We start from the raw sequence: 15212 nt of genomic DNA, 5'->3' as shown, positions 1-15212 counted from the left end.
ATTACGAATATTGGAGAGAAACCATGAGTTTTTACAATCATAAAGAAATCGAGCCCAAGTGGCAAAAATACTGGGCTGACCATCACACTTTTAAGACAGGAACAGATGCCTCAAAACCTAAGTTTTATGCGCTTGACATGTTCCCTTACCCATCTGGAGCAGGTCTGCACGTAGGACACCCAGAAGGTTACACAGCGACCGATATCCTTAGCCGTTTCAAACGTGCCCAAGGCTATAACGTCCTTCACCCAATGGGATGGGATGCTTTTGGTTTGCCTGCAGAGCAGTACGCTATGGATACTGGTAATGATCCAGCTGACTTTACGGCGGAAAATATTGCCAACTTTAAACGCCAAATCAACGCGCTTGGCTTCTCTTACGACTGGGACCGTGAAGTCAATACGACAGATCCAAACTACTACAAGTGGACGCAGTGGATTTTCACTAAGCTTTACGAAAAAGGTTTGGCTTATGAAGCGGAAGTGCCAGTAAACTGGGTTGAGGAATTAGGAACAGCTATCGCCAATGAAGAAGTCCTTCCAGATGGAACATCTGAGCGTGGAGGTTATCCAGTTGTCCGCAAACCAATGCGCCAATGGATGCTCAAAATCACTGCTTATGCAGAGCGCTTGCTCAATGACTTGGATGACTTAGATTGGCCAGAGTCTATCAAGGACATGCAACGCAACTGGATTGGGAAATCAACTGGTGCCAATGTCACCTTCAAAGTGAAAGGTACTGACAAGGAATTTACCGTCTTTACGACACGTCCAGATACCCTTTTTGGTGCAACCTTCACTGTTTTGGCGCCTGAGCATGAACTAGTAGATGCTATCACAAGTCCTGAACAAGCTGAAGCTGTGGCTGACTACAAACACCAAGCCAGCCTTAAATCAGACTTGGCTCGTACAGACCTTGCCAAGGAAAAAACAGGGGTTTGGACTGGAGCTTATGCTGTAAACCCTGTTAACGGTAAAGAAATCCCAATCTGGATTGCGGACTATGTTCTTGCTAGCTACGGAACAGGTGCTGTTATGGCCGTACCTGCCCATGATGAGCGTGACTGGGAATTTGCCAAACAATTCGATCTTCCAATCGTAGAAGTACTTGAAGGTGGAAACGTTGAAGAAGCTGCTTACACAGAAGATGGACTTCACGTCAACTCTGACTTCTTGAACGGTCTCAACAAAGAAGAAGCGATTACTAAAATTGTGGCTTGGTTGGAAGAAAAAGGCTTTGGTCAAGAAAAAATCACATACCGTCTTCGTGACTGGCTCTTTAGCCGTCAACGTTACTGGGGTGAGCCAATCCCAATCATCCATTGGGAAGATGGGACTTCAACAGCCGTTCCAGAAAGTGAACTCCCACTTGTCTTGCCAGTCACCAAGGATATCCGCCCTTCAGGTACTGGTGAAAGTCCACTAGCTAATTTGACAGACTGGCTTGAAGTGACTCGTGAAGATGGTGTCAAAGGTCGTCGTGAAACTAACACGATGCCACAATGGGCAGGTTCAAGCTGGTACTACCTCCGCTACATCGACCCACATAATACAGAGAAATTGGCTGATGAAGACCTCCTCAAACAATGGTTGCCAGTTGATATCTACGTGGGTGGTGCAGAGCACGCCGTTCTTCACTTGCTTTACGCTCGTTTCTGGCATAAATTCCTCTATGATATCGGTGTCGTTCCGACGAAAGAACCATTCCAAAAACTCTTTAACCAAGGAATGATCTTGGGGACTAGCTACCGTGACCACCGTGGGGCTCTTGTAGCGACTGACAAGGTTGAAAAACGTGACGGTTCCTTCTTCCATGTGGAAACAGGAGAAGAGTTGGAGCAAGCACCAGCTAAGATGTCGAAATCCCTCAAGAACGTGGTGAACCCAGACGATGTGGTGGAACAATACGGTGCCGATACCCTTCGTGTCTATGAAATGTTCATGGGACCACTCGATGCTTCAATCGCTTGGTCAGAAGAAGGTCTGGAAGGAAGCCGTAAATTCCTCGACCGTGTTTACCGTTTGATGACAACCAAAGAAATCGTTGCGGAAAACAATGGTGCTCTTGACAAGGTTTATAACGAAACTGTTAAATCTGTCACAGAGCAAATCGAGTCGATGAAGTTCAACACAGACATTGCCCAACTCATGGTCTTTGTCAATGCCGCTAATAAGGAAGACAAACTCTATGTGGATTATGCCAAAGGCTTTATCCAATTGCTTGCCCCAGTTGCGCCTCACTTGGCAGAAGAACTCTGGCAAATAGTGGCAGCAACAGGTGAGTCTATCTCTTATGTAGCTTGGCCAACATGGGACGAAAGTAAATTGGTCGAAGACGAAATCGAAATCGTTGTCCAAATCAAAGGTAAAGTCCGTGCCAAACTCATGGTCGCTAAAGACCTTTCACGCGAAGAATTGCAAGAGGTCGCTCTCGCTAACGAAAAAGTCAAAGCAGAGATTGATGGCAAGGAAATCGTGAAAGTGATTAGTGTCCCTAATAAACTCGTTAATATTGTTGTGAAATAAAAATGAATCCTTCAGAGCTAAGTTCTGGAGGATTTTTTACTTTTCTTGACAAGAAAATGATATTTTGTTAATATAATTAACAAAAGGAAGGAAGCTATGAATAAGAGAGAACTGCATAGGTTTAATAATCGTTTTAACAGCTTTGCTTTAGCCTTTGAACGGTTAAAAAAGGATCAGCATAGGAATAGCATTGATAAGTCAATCACTATTAATGAAGTTCATTTGATTGACCTAATAGGTCGGAATCAGCCTGTAAATCTAGTGAAATTATCTGAGTTACTTGAAGTATCAAGGAGTGCCGTTACTCAAAGTGTTAGACGTTTAACCAAGAAAGACCTCGTTTCTTTTGAATTTGCACAGGATAATGAAAAAAATAAATATCTGACATTATCTAAAAAAGGAGTTGAAGTTTTTAACATCCATAAAGAGCAGCAAGAACATATTGAAAAAGCCATTTTTTCAGTTTTAAGAAGCTATAGTGAGGAGGATCTTCAAATGGTTATGAAACTGATGGATGATGTTGAACAGGTATGGCGAGAATTACCGTGGTAAACATCACGGTAATTTTAAAACCATATTGTTAATTATATTAACAAAAAAGAGGAAGATATGAATATACAAATTGAACTTATCTCAGAGTCTGAGTTAGCAGACGAGTCTTTTAATATTGTCATCAATGACTTAAAACCAAGAGAAACATATCGAGTCGAAATGCTTCTATCTGATTATTATTGTATCAATGCTCCCATGTTTTTAGATCATGATGTTTTATGGAAATCAACAGCGACTTTTGTATCAGATACGAATGGTATTATTGATATTTCACAAACTCCATCCTGTTCTGGCTCTTATGAAGGCATTTCAACAATGGGACTATTTTTTAATGCCAAGCCCTTGACCAATAAGAGAAAGAAACTTCCAAACTCTCTTTCTAAAATTCCCTTATTAGATCGTTTTTTTGTAGGAATCAAAATTATGCAAGGAAATACTGTCATTGCAGAGAGAACTTTCACGAGACATTACATGAGTTCACAAATTAGTCATCAAGATATTTATGGGAAACATTTTCAAGGGAGACTCTTTTATGATAAAAAGGCAATGAAAACACCAGCATTGATTATTGTGAGCGGTAGTGAAGGAAGGATTGAAAAGGCACAGAATATTGCCCAACTTTTATCTTCTAGAGGTTATATTTGTCTTGCAATAGCTTATTTTGGTTTAGAGGGGTTACCAAAACATTTGGAATGTATTTCTTTGGAGTGTCTTGTGGAGGCAAAGAATTTTCTACGTCAGCACCCTCAAGTAGATAGTGAAAGAATTGGAATCTATGGACGGTCTAAGGGAGCAGAGTTAGTTTTAGCTGAGGAGAGCATTTTTAATGACGTTCAATGTTTGGTACTAAATTCCCCCTCTGATGTGGTGTATGAAGGAATAAAAGGGAAATGGAACTCTCATACTTCCTCTTGGACGTATTTGCAAAAAGAACTTCCCTATCAAAAGTTTCGACTTAGAGATTATCTGTTCAGTAAACTTTTTAGAAAAGCCTTCCCTAAAGATTGTTCTGCTAGGATAGATATTGGTCACATCCATTCACCAATCTTATTGCTTGGAAGTACTGTTGATGAAATATGGGATGCCTCGTCAGCAATTGATGATATTGTCTCACATTATAAAGGACACTACATTACATTTAAAAAATATCATGAAATAGGTCACATGTTGACGGTGGCTTATCAACCAAATCATCGTTATCGAAAAGACTGGTGTTTACTGATGAAAGAGAACAAGGATTCTTGGTTGGCTACGATTCATTTTTTTGATAGGCATTTGAAGAAGCAATAAAAATAGATTATAAATATGCTATAATAGTCCCAACTAAGATAAAAACACAGTTCTGGTTGGTAGTCCAGACGTAGGCAAGCCTATCAGTAACCTTCCTCCTTGGTTGTCCATTCTTAGGGATAGATTTAAGGAGGTGCTGTCGTGGAAATTGTTTCAATTGGATTGACAGTTTATTTTGAAGATGGATTTTGGCATGGATTGGTTGAACAAGAGTATCAGGAAACTTATCAAGTTTGTCGTGTGACATTTGGTCAGGAGCCAAAAGATGATGAAATTTTGAAATTTTTACAGACTAAGTTTGCTCGGTTATCTTTTAGTCCAGAGGCAACAGTCAAACAGTATGTGAAGATTAAGAATCCGAAGCGTCTGCAGCGAGCTGTAAAGAAACAGGTGAAGCAGAAAGTTTCTTCTAAGTCACAAGAGCTCTTGCAGTTGCAGTATGATGAACGAAAAAGGCATTCAAAACAACAGTCTAGTCTTCAAAAGCAATTGCTCAAACAAGAGAAATTTAAACGCCAACAGCAGAAACGTAAAGAGAAGCACAAGGGCCACTAGTGACTTTCTCTTTCATAAAATAGAACAGCTCTTTTCGTATAAAAAGAGCTGTTTTTGCTTGTATTGAAAATTCCTTTCGTAATAGATCTACTTGTCGTTAAAAGTTTTACTAATGACAGTTTCAAATTCAGGACAATACTTACTTGTCTCAAATTCAATGATGTCATATTGAGCAATCTCATTTTGGTAGAATGGATCTTGTGTAATGGTTTTATGAACAACTTCCTTATTTTTAGCTCTTCCATCTCACCACTTAACCTAACATTTCAACCACTTATCCCCAAAAGCCGTTTTTCTGACGGCTTTTTTGTTAGACTAAATGTGTCAGAAGGAGGGAGAAATATGATTTTACAAGCTAAACATTTAACAAAACGGTACGGTAATCACACGGCTGTTGACGATATTCAGTTACAGTTTGAAAAAGGAAGTTTTAATGCTATTTTGGGTCCCAATGGTGCAGGAAAATCAACAACTATTTCCATGTTAATCGGTTTGAAAGAACCAACACAAGGTCAGGTTCTATATGCACCAAATACAAAAATCGGAGTTGTTTTTCAAGCTAGTGTACTGGACGAGATGTTGACAGTTAGGGAAAATCTCACGATTCGTGCCCAACAGTATAAGGGAATCAAAGCAAGTCGTGTGGAGAAGTTGATCAATCAACTGGGTTTGACTGCTTTCCAGAAACAACTCTATGGGACATTGTCAGGTGGTCAAAAGCGTCGGGTTGACATTGCGCGTGCTCTACTACACAGTCCAGATATTCTGTTCTTAGATGAGCCAACGACAGGTTTAGACATTCAAACCCGGAAGTCTATTTGGGATTTGCTCTATCAATTGCAGAGAGAAGAGGGGATGACCGTTGTATTGACCACGCATTATCTTGATGAAGCAGATGAGTCTGATCAGATTTATATTGTGGACCATGGGAAAGTGATTGCTCAGGGATCGGCGCTAGATATTAAGAGCCAGTATGCTACTAATATCTTAAAGATTCGCTTCAAGGAGATACAGCAGATAGAAAGTGTCAAATCTTCGGGAATGTTAGTAGAGCAACAAAGTCAATTGGAATATGTTTTTCAACCCGAGAGTGAAAGGGAAGCCATTGATTACCTGACACAAGTTAGAGATAAAATAGCCCATTTTGAGTTTCGTCCAGGGACCATGGATGATGCCTTTATTGCACTTACAGGAAGGGAGGTCCGCTAATGCTAGCCTTACTAAAGCGAAATTTTTTATTGTATTTTAGGAATCGTTCAGGAGTTTTCTTTTCCTTGTTGGGAGCCGTGATTTCCTTTATTCTCTATATTATCTTTCTCCAAAAGAATCTAACGGATGCCTGGGCTCAGCTCCCCAATAGTGGTTCTGTGTTAAATAATTGGTTAATGGGCGGGACGTTGGCAGTAACAGGAATCACAACGAGTCTGGCTACCCTGACTCAGTTGGTAAGGGACCGCGAACGTCAAGTAGATCAGGATCTTTATTTATCGGATCAAGGAAAATGGCGGATAGCGTTTTCGTATCTTGCGAGTGCAATCATCATTTCTTTTGCCATGCAGGTCCTTATGTATGTGCTGATGTGTGGCTATTTTAGAGAAGTTCCCAAACTATCCATGCTACCTGAAGTACTCCTCATTATGCTGCTTAGTAGCCTGCTTTCTAGCTTGGTGAATGCCATTTTTGTTCATTTTTTCCAATCAGTAGACAGTCTTGGAAAGTTTGCGACCATAGTGGGTACAGCTTCTGGCTTTTTGGTAGGAACCTATGTACCTTTGGGCGTTCTACCCAATTTTGCTCAACTACTAATGAAATGTACCCCAGCAACCTATATTGCATCACTTTATCGGCAAGTCCTCATGAATGAAACATTAAGTGAGACCTTTAAAGGTCAAGATGATCTTCGTCAAGAGTTCCAAGAGAAAATGGGTGTTCAACTCAAGTGGCAAGACTTGTTGACAAAGGAAAATACTTACCTTATAGTGTTAGGAGGTATTCTTCTAGTAGGCATTCTTTGGTCTGTTTTAGTGAAAAAGTCTAGTAAGAAAAAATAAGTGAGAGTTGGAATAGGAATGAAAATTCGTTTTGAAGAAAAGTCAGATATTTCTACAAAGGACCCCTATGTTGTCATCCAAGCGGAGCGATTATCTGATCAAGCACGAGAGGTAATGGATTACCTCGAACAATTTTCAGTTGTAAATCAAGTGGTGATTCCTATTAAATCAGATGATCATTTGGTTATGGTAAAAATTGACGACATTATCCTAGCTGAGATTGATAAGAATGTGTTAACGATTTATACAATAGACAAAACATATACGATGAAAGAGACACTGATAAATTTTCAGCATCGTATTAATCGTCGAAGTTTTTTGCAGATATCACGTCATGCTGTTATGAATATAGACCATCTGGAGTCTTTATCAGATAGTTTTTCTGGAAATATGATGGCTAAAATGACAGGTGGCCTTAAGTCTAGTGTCAGCCGAAAATATGTCAAATCCTTGATGGATTATTTAGGGGTCTAGGAGGAATCAATGAAACGTTTAATTGCTTATTTTGTATCCGGCGTGAGAACGGGATCGTTCTTCTACCTTGCCCTCCTTTTACTAGGTCAACTATTTCCCCAGCTTATCTATCCAAAAGTTAGTGTGGGAAATATTTTAGCCCTCTTTATGATGAGTGGCTTAATGGGAATGCTCTCGTGGATTTTGGAAGAATTCGACCATATGTCGTACAGACATAGAATAATGTTACATTTCTTGTTGACAGCGATTGTACTGATAGGGACTTGTCTAATATCGGGTTGGACTAATGCTTTGCTGAATCCTATCATATGGATTGTCTTCATTTCCGTTTATATTATTATATGGCTTTATCTCATTTGGCAAATGCATATGAGAACCCAACGTATTAATCAAGCCTTAATACATCGTCGAAAACAGAAAAGTAAGAAACTCTATTGAAATTTAAAAAAGTATCTTTTTCCCTTGACCCTCACGCCACGTCATAGCCTATACTCTTAATCAGAGAGGAGTTCTAATGAAATCTGTAAAAGAAGTTAGCCAACTATCAGGTGTCAGCGTGCGCACCCTTCATTATTATGACGAAATTGATTTACTGAAACCGTCAGTTGTTGCTGAAAATGGCTACCGTTACTATAATCGCGATGCGGTCGTCCGTTTGCAGGAAATATTGCTTTACCGTGAGTTAGACTTTCCTCTCAAAAAAATTAAGGAAATTGTAGGTCAAGCAAGCTATGACAAAGTCCAAGCACTTAGGGATCAAATCAAGCTGTTAGAGCTGAAAAAGTCCCGTTTAGAAGCTATCATAGCTCATGCTAGGGCCTTACAAATGGAGGAAGAGGAAATGTCATTTGAAGTATTTGATCAAAAAGCTGTGGAAGAATTTCAGCAAGAAGCTCAGGCTAGATGGGGTCAGACAGAAGCTTATCAAGCTTTTGCGGCCAAGGGGGAGGAATCCTTCCCTAAAGTTACCAAAGAGATGACTGCAATTATGTCTACCTTTGGACAGCTCAAGGAGTCCAATCCCGGTGATGATAGTGTTCAGGAGCAAGTAAAGGTGCTACAAGACTATATTAGTCAACATTTTTATCCATGTGACCAAACGGTATTAGCTGGGCTAGGTCAGATGTACCAAACAGATAATCGCTTTTCTAGCTTTATCGATAAAGTCGGGGGAGAAGGGACTGCGGTCTTTCTCGCAGAAGCTATTTGTATTTATTGTCAATAAACCAAGGCCAAAGTCTTACGGACTTTGGCTTTTTTCATGCCATAGTGACATTTATGTCACTATTTTTATAAACATTAAATGATTATAATTTATATATCGTTTTAAAAGGCGATTAGTTAACGGTTTCTACTGATTTACTTGAAATTTTCTTGCGGATAATCAGTGGAAGGTTAATCAAAGTCTAACCTAAATCAAATTTATGGAGGAAATCATGTCCATTTTAACCATTGACCACATCTCAAAGTACTATAATCTCGATGGGACAAACCAAGAGCGCGCTTTGAATGATGTCACACTTGATATTGCACCAGGAAAGATTACTGCTATCTACGGTCCATCTGGCTGTGGTAAGACCAGTCTGCTTAGTATTATTAGCGGTTTGGACAGTCAGTATCAAGGTAATCTTTATTTCAAAAATCAGAACATGCGTGATTTTTCAGAGCGTGACTTGACCTATTTTAGAAAGGCCCATATTGGCTTTGTCTTCCAAAATTTCAATCTTATCCCTCATCAAACAGTCCTTGAAAATGTCAAGATGCCTCTTTACGTTAAAAATATGACTGATAAAGAGATGGTCGAGATTGCGGAAAGGGAGCTCAGCCGTCTTGGAATCGGAGACTTTATCAAGAAAAATGTTAAGCAGCTTTCTGGTGGACAAAAACAACGTGTAGCCATTGCCCGTTCCCTAGTCAATAATCCAGAAATGATTGTAGCTGATGAACCGACAGGTTCTCTTGATTCTCAGTCTCAGGAAAACGTCCTAGAGATATTTAAAGAGCTAGCTGAGGCGGGTAAGACTGTGATTATCGTAACCCATAACCCTGAAGTGGCGGATTATGCGGATGTTGTCATTAAAATGAAGGATGGTGAAGTCGTTGAAACAATCGAAAAATAAGGGGTTGACTCTCAAAAACAAATTCAAATTATCTTTAAGCAATTTCATGGAACGTAAATGGCGTAATCTATTGATTGCGACAGCGACCTCCATTGGTTTTATCGGTGTCTTGATTTCCTTTGGTTTGGGAAATGCTATTGTTGGTATGATTAATGACAGTACCGATGGTGGCAACATTCCATCCCAAATTCAGATTAGTCTTAGTGCTAAATCAGCGGCTAGAGGAGTTCTAAATGCGGATGATGAGAAGTTTATTCGTAGTCAGATTAAGAGTGACGACATTAAATATTTGGAGAGTCCCTTCGGAATGAATATGGCCAGTCTTACTCTTGATGGCAAGACCATGGATTTCAGCAAGGACCTTCCTAACTATTCTCAGATTATCAGTCTCTACAAGGACACAAAAATCTCTACATCTCGCAATGATAAGGATAAGATTTCAGCTGGTAAACCTTTTGAATCTGCCGATGAAGAGGGCTTGACCCTTCCAATGAGCTTTGTTAAACAGTACAATGAAGAAACCGGCAAGAAGCTCAAGGCTAAAGACTTTATCGGTAAGGAAGTGTCAGCTCAAATTGTCGAAAATACTGCTGAGGGAACTAAAGTAGCTGATATCAAGGCAAAGATTGTCCGTATTGTTGATGACAGCGAGGATGCTGAAGAAAGCACTAGTTATATGCCTGCCAAACAATTGGAATCTCTGCTCAAAGAAAATGGCTTTACCAAGACAGTTTCTTACATGCTTTTGGAGCTTAAGGATCCAGCCAAGACTAAGGAGGTTACTAAAAAGTTACAGAAAAACAAGAAGTACCTGGTTCTTTCTCAACAGGGTATCCTAGATGTCATTATTAAATTCATCCGTGTTATCCAGGCTCTCTTGATTATCCTGTCGTCACAAGCTATCCTAGTTTCGGCTGTTATGATTGGGATTATCATCTATATCAATATCATGCAACGTTCAAAAGAGATTGGTGTTATGAAGGCCGTAGGTTACCTTAATCGTGACGTAAAAGCTATCTTTGTTTATGAGGCACTTTGGATTACAGGTATTTCACTGGCTCTTGCCCTCCTTGTATCACAAGGAATTGGAAGTCTGGCCAACATGATTGTTTCACATCTCTACCCAAATGTCAGCAAGGTATTTTACCTCAACCTGACATCAATTCTCATTATGTTTGTCTTCTCACTCTTGATGGGCTATGTGTCAGCCTACCTTCCAGCACGTAAAATCAGTAAAATGGACCCTGTCGAGTCCCTAAGATATGAATAGAAATGAAGAGTAGTCTATCAAGGCTACTCTTTTTCGTCAAAGCAATCATTAGAAAAATCGGAAAATCCAAACAATATTTAACTTTCTGAAAAGTGGAGACAATTGCTCAAAAATGCTATAATAGTCAGCATATACAAGCTATTAATAACAAAAAAATAAGTACCAATCCGATTGGAGGAAATCCATGTATAAAGATGACAGTTTAACCTTGCATACTGACTTGTATCAAATCAATATGATGCAGGTCTACTTCAACCAAGGTATTCACAATAAAAAGGCCGTTTTCGAAGTTTATTTCCGTCAACTTCCGTTTAAAAATGGCTTTGCTGTGTTCGCAGGTCTGGAGCGTATTGTCAACTATCTTGAAAATCTGACTTTCTCAGAAACCGATATTGCTTATCTGAAGGATTTAGGATATCCTAAGGATTTTCTGGACTATCTAGCTAACCTAAAACTCGAGTTGACTATCAATTCAGCCCTTGAGGGTGATTTGGTATTTGCTAATGAACCGATTTTCCAAGTGGAAGGTCCCTTGGCTCAGTGTCAGCTAGTAGAGACTGCTCTACTGAATATCCTTAATTACCAGATTCTTATTGCGACTAAGGCAGCTCGTATTCGTTCTGTTATTGAGGATGCTCCTCTGTTGGAATTTGGGACACGTCGTGCACAAGAGATGGATGCAGCAATATGGGGGACACGTGCAGCCGTGATTGGTGGTGCGGATGCGACATCAAATGTACGTGCTGGCAAGATTTTCGGCATTCCAGTTTCAGGTACTCATGCCCATGCCCTTGTTCAAGCCTATGGCAACGATTATGATGCCTTTAAAGCCTATGCATCTACTCATAAAGACTGCGTATTTCTTGTGGATACCTATGATACCCTTAAGATTGGTGTTCCAAATGCTATACGTGTGGCTAAAGAGTTAGGTGATAAGATTAATTTCTTGGGTGTTCGTCTTGATTCAGGTGACTTGGCTTATCTATCTAAGCAGGTCCGTAAGCAACTAGATGCAGCTGGTTTCCCTGATGCCAAGATTTACGCTTCAAATGACCTTGATGAAAATACCATTCTTAACTTGAAGATGCAGAAGGCCAAGATTGATGTTTGGGGTGTTGGTACTAAGCTTATCACAGCCTACGATCAACCGGCCTTGGGTGCTGTCTACAAGATTGTCTCAATTGAGGATGATCAGGGAGTCATGCGTGATACCATCAAGCTATCCAACAACGCTGAGAAGGTTTCGACACCAGGTAAGAAGCAGGTGTGGCGTATTACGAGTCGTGCTAAGGGTAAATCAGAAGGTGACTATATCACCTTCGCAGACACGGATGTTAATGCTTTAGAAGAAATTAATATGTTCCACCCGACTTACACCTACATCAACAAGACTGTCCGTGATTTCGATGCAGTGCCACTCTTGGTCCCAATCTACGATAAGGGGCAACTAATTTATGATTTGCCAAGTCTTGATGAAATCAAGACCTATGCGACTAAGGAATTGGATGAGCTTTGGAATGAGTACAAGCGCGTGCTTAACCCCCAAGATTATCCAGTTGACTTGGCCAAAGATGTCTGGGATAACAAGATGACCTTGATTGATAATATGCGTAAGAAAGCCCATAACTTGTCAGAGTAAAAGGAGAAAATATGACATTGCAAGAAACGATTATTGCTCAACTAGGAGTTAAACCTAGCATTGATCCAAAGGAAGAGATTCGAAAATCCGTTGATTTTTTGAAGGCCTACATGCTCAAACATCCATTCCTAAAAACATATGTCTTAGGGATTTCAGGAGGTCAGGATTCAACATTGGCTGGTCGTCTTGCGCAACTTGCGGTTGAAGAGCTTCGTGCAGAGACAGAAAAAGACTATCAGTTTATCGCCATTCGTTTACCATACGGAGTCCAAGCAGATGAAGACGATGCCCAACGTGCCCTAGCTTTTATCAAGCCAGATGTAAGTCTTACGGTTAACATTAAAGAAGCTGTTGATGGTCAAGTTGCTGAGCTTGCCAAGGCAGGTGTAAACGTATCTGACTTTAATAAGGGAAATATCAAGGCCCGCCAACGCATGATAACCCAATATGCGGTTGCTGGTGAAAATAGTGGAGCAGTTATTGGGACAGACCACGCCGCTGAAAACCTTACAGGGTTCTTCACAAAATTTGGTGATGGTGGTGCGGATATCCTGCCGCTCTTTCGTCTAAACAAGCGTCAAGGCGCTGCCCTTCTTGCAGAGCTTGGTGCTGATAAAGCCCTTTATGAAAAAGTACCAACAGCTGATCTGGAAGAAGATAAACCAGGAATTGCCGACGAAGTGGCACTAGGAGTGACCTATCGTGAAATTGATGACTACCTTGAAGGCAAGCAAGTATCAGCCAAAGCTCAAGAAACCATTGAAAATTGGTGGCATAAAGGTCAACACAAACGTCACTTGCCAATCACTATTTTTGACGATTTTTGGAAATAAGAGGAGAAATGATTTATGATTAAAGCTTATATTGATTTTTGGAAGCGTGCCTTTGATTTTAGGGGACGTTCGACACGCCCAGATTACTGGTGGGTTTACTTGATTAATGTCATCATTACTACTATCCTTGTAGTAGGTTTTGTTCTCATTCCTTCCTTCAGTAATGTGTCTAATGACCCAGCTATATTAAATGACTCATCTGAAATACAAAAAATGATTTTGAAATATATGTCGCCAGCAATGATTTTTTGGTTGATCACACTAATTCCAAAACTGTCTCTTCAATTTCGTCGTTTGCGAGATGCAGGTATCCATCCGGCTTGGGGGCTTCTAAGTTGTATAGGGTTTGTACCAATCTTGACTTTCTTCTCATTCATTGGAAGTATTGTACTCATTGTAATGTCGTGTCAGCCAACTAAACCAACACCCGAAACGCTTTTGGATAAAGTTGAATAAGATTGTCGTAACTCTAGGTTTAACCTAGGGTTATTTTTAAATTGAATTTTCAGAAATTAGTGATAAAATAGAGAGGAATAAGGCTTAAAAGGAGGAATCTTATGACTTCACTATCAACAGATTTCACAGAAAAACTATTTGCAGATTATGAGGCCAATGCCAAGTACGGCGCTATCGAAAACGCAGTAACTCATAACGGCTTGCTTAAATCTATTGAGACACGTCAATCAGAAGTGGAAAATGATTATGTTTTTTCAATTGATTTGACTAAAGATGAGGTGTCTAACCAAAAAGCTTCAGGTCGTTGCTGGATGTTTGCGGCCCTTAATACTTTCCGCCATAAATTAATTTCAGACTTCAAATTGGAAAGTTTCGAACTTTCTCAAGCCCACACATTTTTCTGGGATAAATATGAAAAATCAAACTGGTTCTTGGAACAAATCATTGCTACAGCAGATCAAGAAATTGGTAGTCGTAAGGTTAAATTCCTTTTGGATACCCCTCAACAAGATGGTGGACAATGGGATATGGTCGTATCTCTCTTTGAAAAATATGGTGTTGTACCAAAATCAGTATATCCAGAATCTGTAGCTTCAAGCAATAGTCGTGAGCTCAATCAATACCTTAATAAGCTCCTTCGTCAAGATGCCCAAATCTTGCGCGATTTGATTGCCAGTGGTGCTGATCAGGCTACTGTTCAAGCTAAAAAGGAGGAGTTCCTTCAAGAAATCTTCAATTATCTTGCCATGACCCTTGGCTTACCACCACGTCAGTTTGATTTTGCTTACCGAGATAAAGATGATAACTATCACTCTGAGAAGAATATCACGCCACAGGCCTTCTTTGAAAAATATGTTGGTCTTAAACTCAGCGACTATGTATCAGTTATCAACGCTCCAACAGCTGATAAACCTTACGGAAAATCTTACACGGTTGAGATGTTGGGAAATGTTGTAGGTGCGCCAAGTGTTCGTTATATTAACCTCCCAATGGACCGATTCAAAGAGCTTGCTATTGTACAAATGAAGGCTGGAGAGAGTGTTTGGTTTGGTTCAGATGTTGGTCAGGTTTCGGACCGTCAAAAAGGTATTCTTGCCACTAATGTTTACGACTTTACTGCTAGCATGGATATTAACTTGACGCAGGACAAGGCTGGGCGTTTGGACTACAGTGAATCTCTCATGACCCATGCCATGGTATTGACAGGTGTTGATCTGGATGCCGATAGTAAACCAATTAAATGGAAGGTTGAAAACTCTTGGGGAGACAAGGTTGGACAAAAAGGTTACTTTGTTGCGTCTGATGCTTGGATGGATGAATACACATATCAAATCGTTGTCCGTAAAGACTTCCTTACATCTGAAGAGTTGGCAGCCTATGAAGCAGAACCACAGATACTTGCTCCTTGGGACCCAATGGGAGCGCTTGCTTCAAAATAAGAGAATAT

General features: G+C 40.1%; 15 protein-coding genes and 1 pseudogene. 15 read left to right on the top strand and 1 reads right to left on the bottom strand.

The features are described 5' to 3' along the window. Positions 1 to 23: 23 nt before the first annotated feature. From leuS to RWZ99_RS04005, 4 genes are all read left to right on the top strand, one after another. On the top strand, positions 24 to 2525 hold the full coding sequence (leuS, locus tag RWZ99_RS04020; protein WP_314676596.1) for a leucine--tRNA ligase: 2502 nt from the start codon (positions 24 to 26) through the stop codon (positions 2523 to 2525). Between the two features lie 96 nt (positions 2526 to 2621). Continuing rightward, positions 2622 to 3077, top strand: a complete 456-nt coding sequence (locus RWZ99_RS04015) for a MarR family transcriptional regulator (protein ID WP_314676594.1) — start codon at positions 2622 to 2624, stop codon at positions 3075 to 3077. Positions 3078 to 3134: 57 nt separating this feature from the next. After that, positions 3135 to 4367, top strand: coding sequence for an acyl-CoA thioesterase/BAAT N-terminal domain-containing protein (locus RWZ99_RS04010; RefSeq protein WP_314676593.1), 1233 nt, complete (start codon positions 3135 to 3137; stop codon positions 4365 to 4367). A 141-nt stretch (positions 4368 to 4508) separates the two neighbouring features. Then, positions 4509 to 4922, top strand: coding sequence for a YjdF family protein (locus RWZ99_RS04005; RefSeq protein ID WP_314676592.1), 414 nt, complete (start codon positions 4509 to 4511; stop codon positions 4920 to 4922). 87 nt (positions 4923 to 5009) lie between these two features. Here RWZ99_RS04005 and RWZ99_RS04000 read toward each other — a convergent pair. Next, positions 5010 to 5162, bottom strand: a pseudogene (locus tag RWZ99_RS04000) (GTP cyclohydrolase); the annotation flags it as partial. Between the two features lie 102 nt (positions 5163 to 5264). On the opposite strand from RWZ99_RS04000, the gene RWZ99_RS03995 reads away from it, so the two are divergent. From RWZ99_RS03995 to pepC, 11 genes are all read left to right on the top strand, one after another. After that, positions 5265 to 6131 (top strand): ABC transporter ATP-binding protein, encoded by an 867-nt coding sequence (locus tag RWZ99_RS03995; protein WP_314676591.1) that lies wholly within the window; start codon positions 5265 to 5267, stop codon positions 6129 to 6131. Then, positions 6131 to 6973 carry an ABC transporter permease gene (locus RWZ99_RS03990; RefSeq protein ID WP_314676590.1) on the top strand — a complete coding sequence of 281 codons (843 nt, stop codon included), beginning with the start codon at positions 6131 to 6133 and terminating at the stop codon, positions 6971 to 6973. Before RWZ99_RS03995 ends, RWZ99_RS03990 begins: the two co-directional genes overlap by 1 nt. A gap of 18 nt (positions 6974 to 6991) precedes the next feature. Beyond that, positions 6992 to 7447 carry a LytTR family DNA-binding domain-containing protein gene (locus RWZ99_RS03985; protein ID WP_314676589.1) on the top strand — a complete coding sequence of 152 codons (456 nt, stop codon included), beginning with the start codon at positions 6992 to 6994 and terminating at the stop codon, positions 7445 to 7447. Between the two features lie 9 nt (positions 7448 to 7456). Further along, on the top strand, positions 7457 to 7885 hold the full coding sequence (locus RWZ99_RS03980) for a DUF3021 family protein (RefSeq protein WP_314676588.1): 429 nt from the start codon (positions 7457 to 7459) through the stop codon (positions 7883 to 7885). A 76-nt stretch (positions 7886 to 7961) separates the two neighbouring features. Beyond that, positions 7962 to 8672, top strand: a complete 711-nt coding sequence (locus RWZ99_RS03975) for a MerR family transcriptional regulator (RefSeq protein WP_314676587.1) — start codon at positions 7962 to 7964, stop codon at positions 8670 to 8672. Positions 8673 to 8883: 211 nt separating this feature from the next. Beyond that, on the top strand, positions 8884 to 9567 hold the full coding sequence (locus RWZ99_RS03970) for an ABC transporter ATP-binding protein (protein WP_314676586.1): 684 nt from the start codon (positions 8884 to 8886) through the stop codon (positions 9565 to 9567). Continuing rightward, positions 9536 to 10837, top strand: a complete 1302-nt coding sequence (locus tag RWZ99_RS03965) for an ABC transporter permease (protein ID WP_314676584.1) — start codon at positions 9536 to 9538, stop codon at positions 10835 to 10837. Before RWZ99_RS03970 ends, RWZ99_RS03965 begins: the two co-directional genes overlap by 32 nt. Positions 10838 to 11021: 184 nt before the next feature. Beyond that, a complete protein-coding gene (locus RWZ99_RS03960; protein ID WP_314676583.1) occupies positions 11022 to 12476 on the top strand; it encodes a nicotinate phosphoribosyltransferase in 1455 nt (484 codons plus the stop codon). A gap of 11 nt (positions 12477 to 12487) precedes the next feature. Further along, the gene (gene nadE, locus RWZ99_RS03955; protein WP_314676581.1) at positions 12488 to 13309 is read left to right on the top strand and encodes an ammonia-dependent NAD(+) synthetase; all 822 of its coding nucleotides are present in this window, start codon (positions 12488 to 12490) and stop codon (positions 13307 to 13309) included. A 15-nt stretch (positions 13310 to 13324) separates the two neighbouring features. Continuing rightward, the gene (locus RWZ99_RS03950) at positions 13325 to 13765 is read left to right on the top strand and encodes a DUF805 domain-containing protein (protein ID WP_314676580.1); all 441 of its coding nucleotides are present in this window, start codon (positions 13325 to 13327) and stop codon (positions 13763 to 13765) included. A 101-nt stretch (positions 13766 to 13866) separates the two neighbouring features. Beyond that, positions 13867 to 15204 (top strand): aminopeptidase C, encoded by a 1338-nt coding sequence (pepC, locus tag RWZ99_RS03945; protein WP_314676579.1) that lies wholly within the window; start codon positions 13867 to 13869, stop codon positions 15202 to 15204. Positions 15205 to 15212 lie beyond the last annotated feature (8 nt).

It is taken from the genome of uncultured Streptococcus sp. (assembly GCF_963545685.1).
GTDB lineage: Bacteria > Bacillota > Bacilli > Lactobacillales > Streptococcaceae > Streptococcus.
Note: the sequence above shows the minus strand (reverse complement) of the source record. Positions and strands in the feature narration are given on the sequence as shown.

Coding starts and splice junctions, on each gene's coding strand:
- RWZ99_RS03985 (WP_314676589.1), top strand. CDS start 6,992: ATGAAAATTCGTTTTGAAGAAAAGTCAGATATTTCTACAAAGGACCCC.
- RWZ99_RS03995 (WP_314676591.1), top strand. CDS start 5,265: ATGATTTTACAAGCTAAACATTTAACAAAACGGTACGGTAATCACACG.
- leuS (WP_314676596.1), top strand. CDS start 24: ATGAGTTTTTACAATCATAAAGAAATCGAGCCCAAGTGGCAAAAATAC.
- RWZ99_RS03975 (WP_314676587.1), top strand. CDS start 7,962: ATGAAATCTGTAAAAGAAGTTAGCCAACTATCAGGTGTCAGCGTGCGC.
- RWZ99_RS04010 (WP_314676593.1), top strand. CDS start 3,135: ATGAATATACAAATTGAACTTATCTCAGAGTCTGAGTTAGCAGACGAG.
- RWZ99_RS03960 (WP_314676583.1), top strand. CDS start 11,022: ATGTATAAAGATGACAGTTTAACCTTGCATACTGACTTGTATCAAATC.
- RWZ99_RS03965 (WP_314676584.1), top strand. CDS start 9,536: ATGGTGAAGTCGTTGAAACAATCGAAAAATAAGGGGTTGACTCTCAAA.
- RWZ99_RS03980 (WP_314676588.1), top strand. CDS start 7,457: ATGAAACGTTTAATTGCTTATTTTGTATCCGGCGTGAGAACGGGATCG.
- RWZ99_RS04015 (WP_314676594.1), top strand. CDS start 2,622: ATGAATAAGAGAGAACTGCATAGGTTTAATAATCGTTTTAACAGCTTT.
- pepC (WP_314676579.1), top strand. CDS start 13,867: ATGACTTCACTATCAACAGATTTCACAGAAAAACTATTTGCAGATTAT.
- RWZ99_RS03970 (WP_314676586.1), top strand. CDS start 8,884: ATGTCCATTTTAACCATTGACCACATCTCAAAGTACTATAATCTCGAT.
- RWZ99_RS03950 (WP_314676580.1), top strand. CDS start 13,325: ATGATTAAAGCTTATATTGATTTTTGGAAGCGTGCCTTTGATTTTAGG.
- RWZ99_RS03990 (WP_314676590.1), top strand. CDS start 6,131: ATGCTAGCCTTACTAAAGCGAAATTTTTTATTGTATTTTAGGAATCGT.
- nadE (WP_314676581.1), top strand. CDS start 12,488: ATGACATTGCAAGAAACGATTATTGCTCAACTAGGAGTTAAACCTAGC.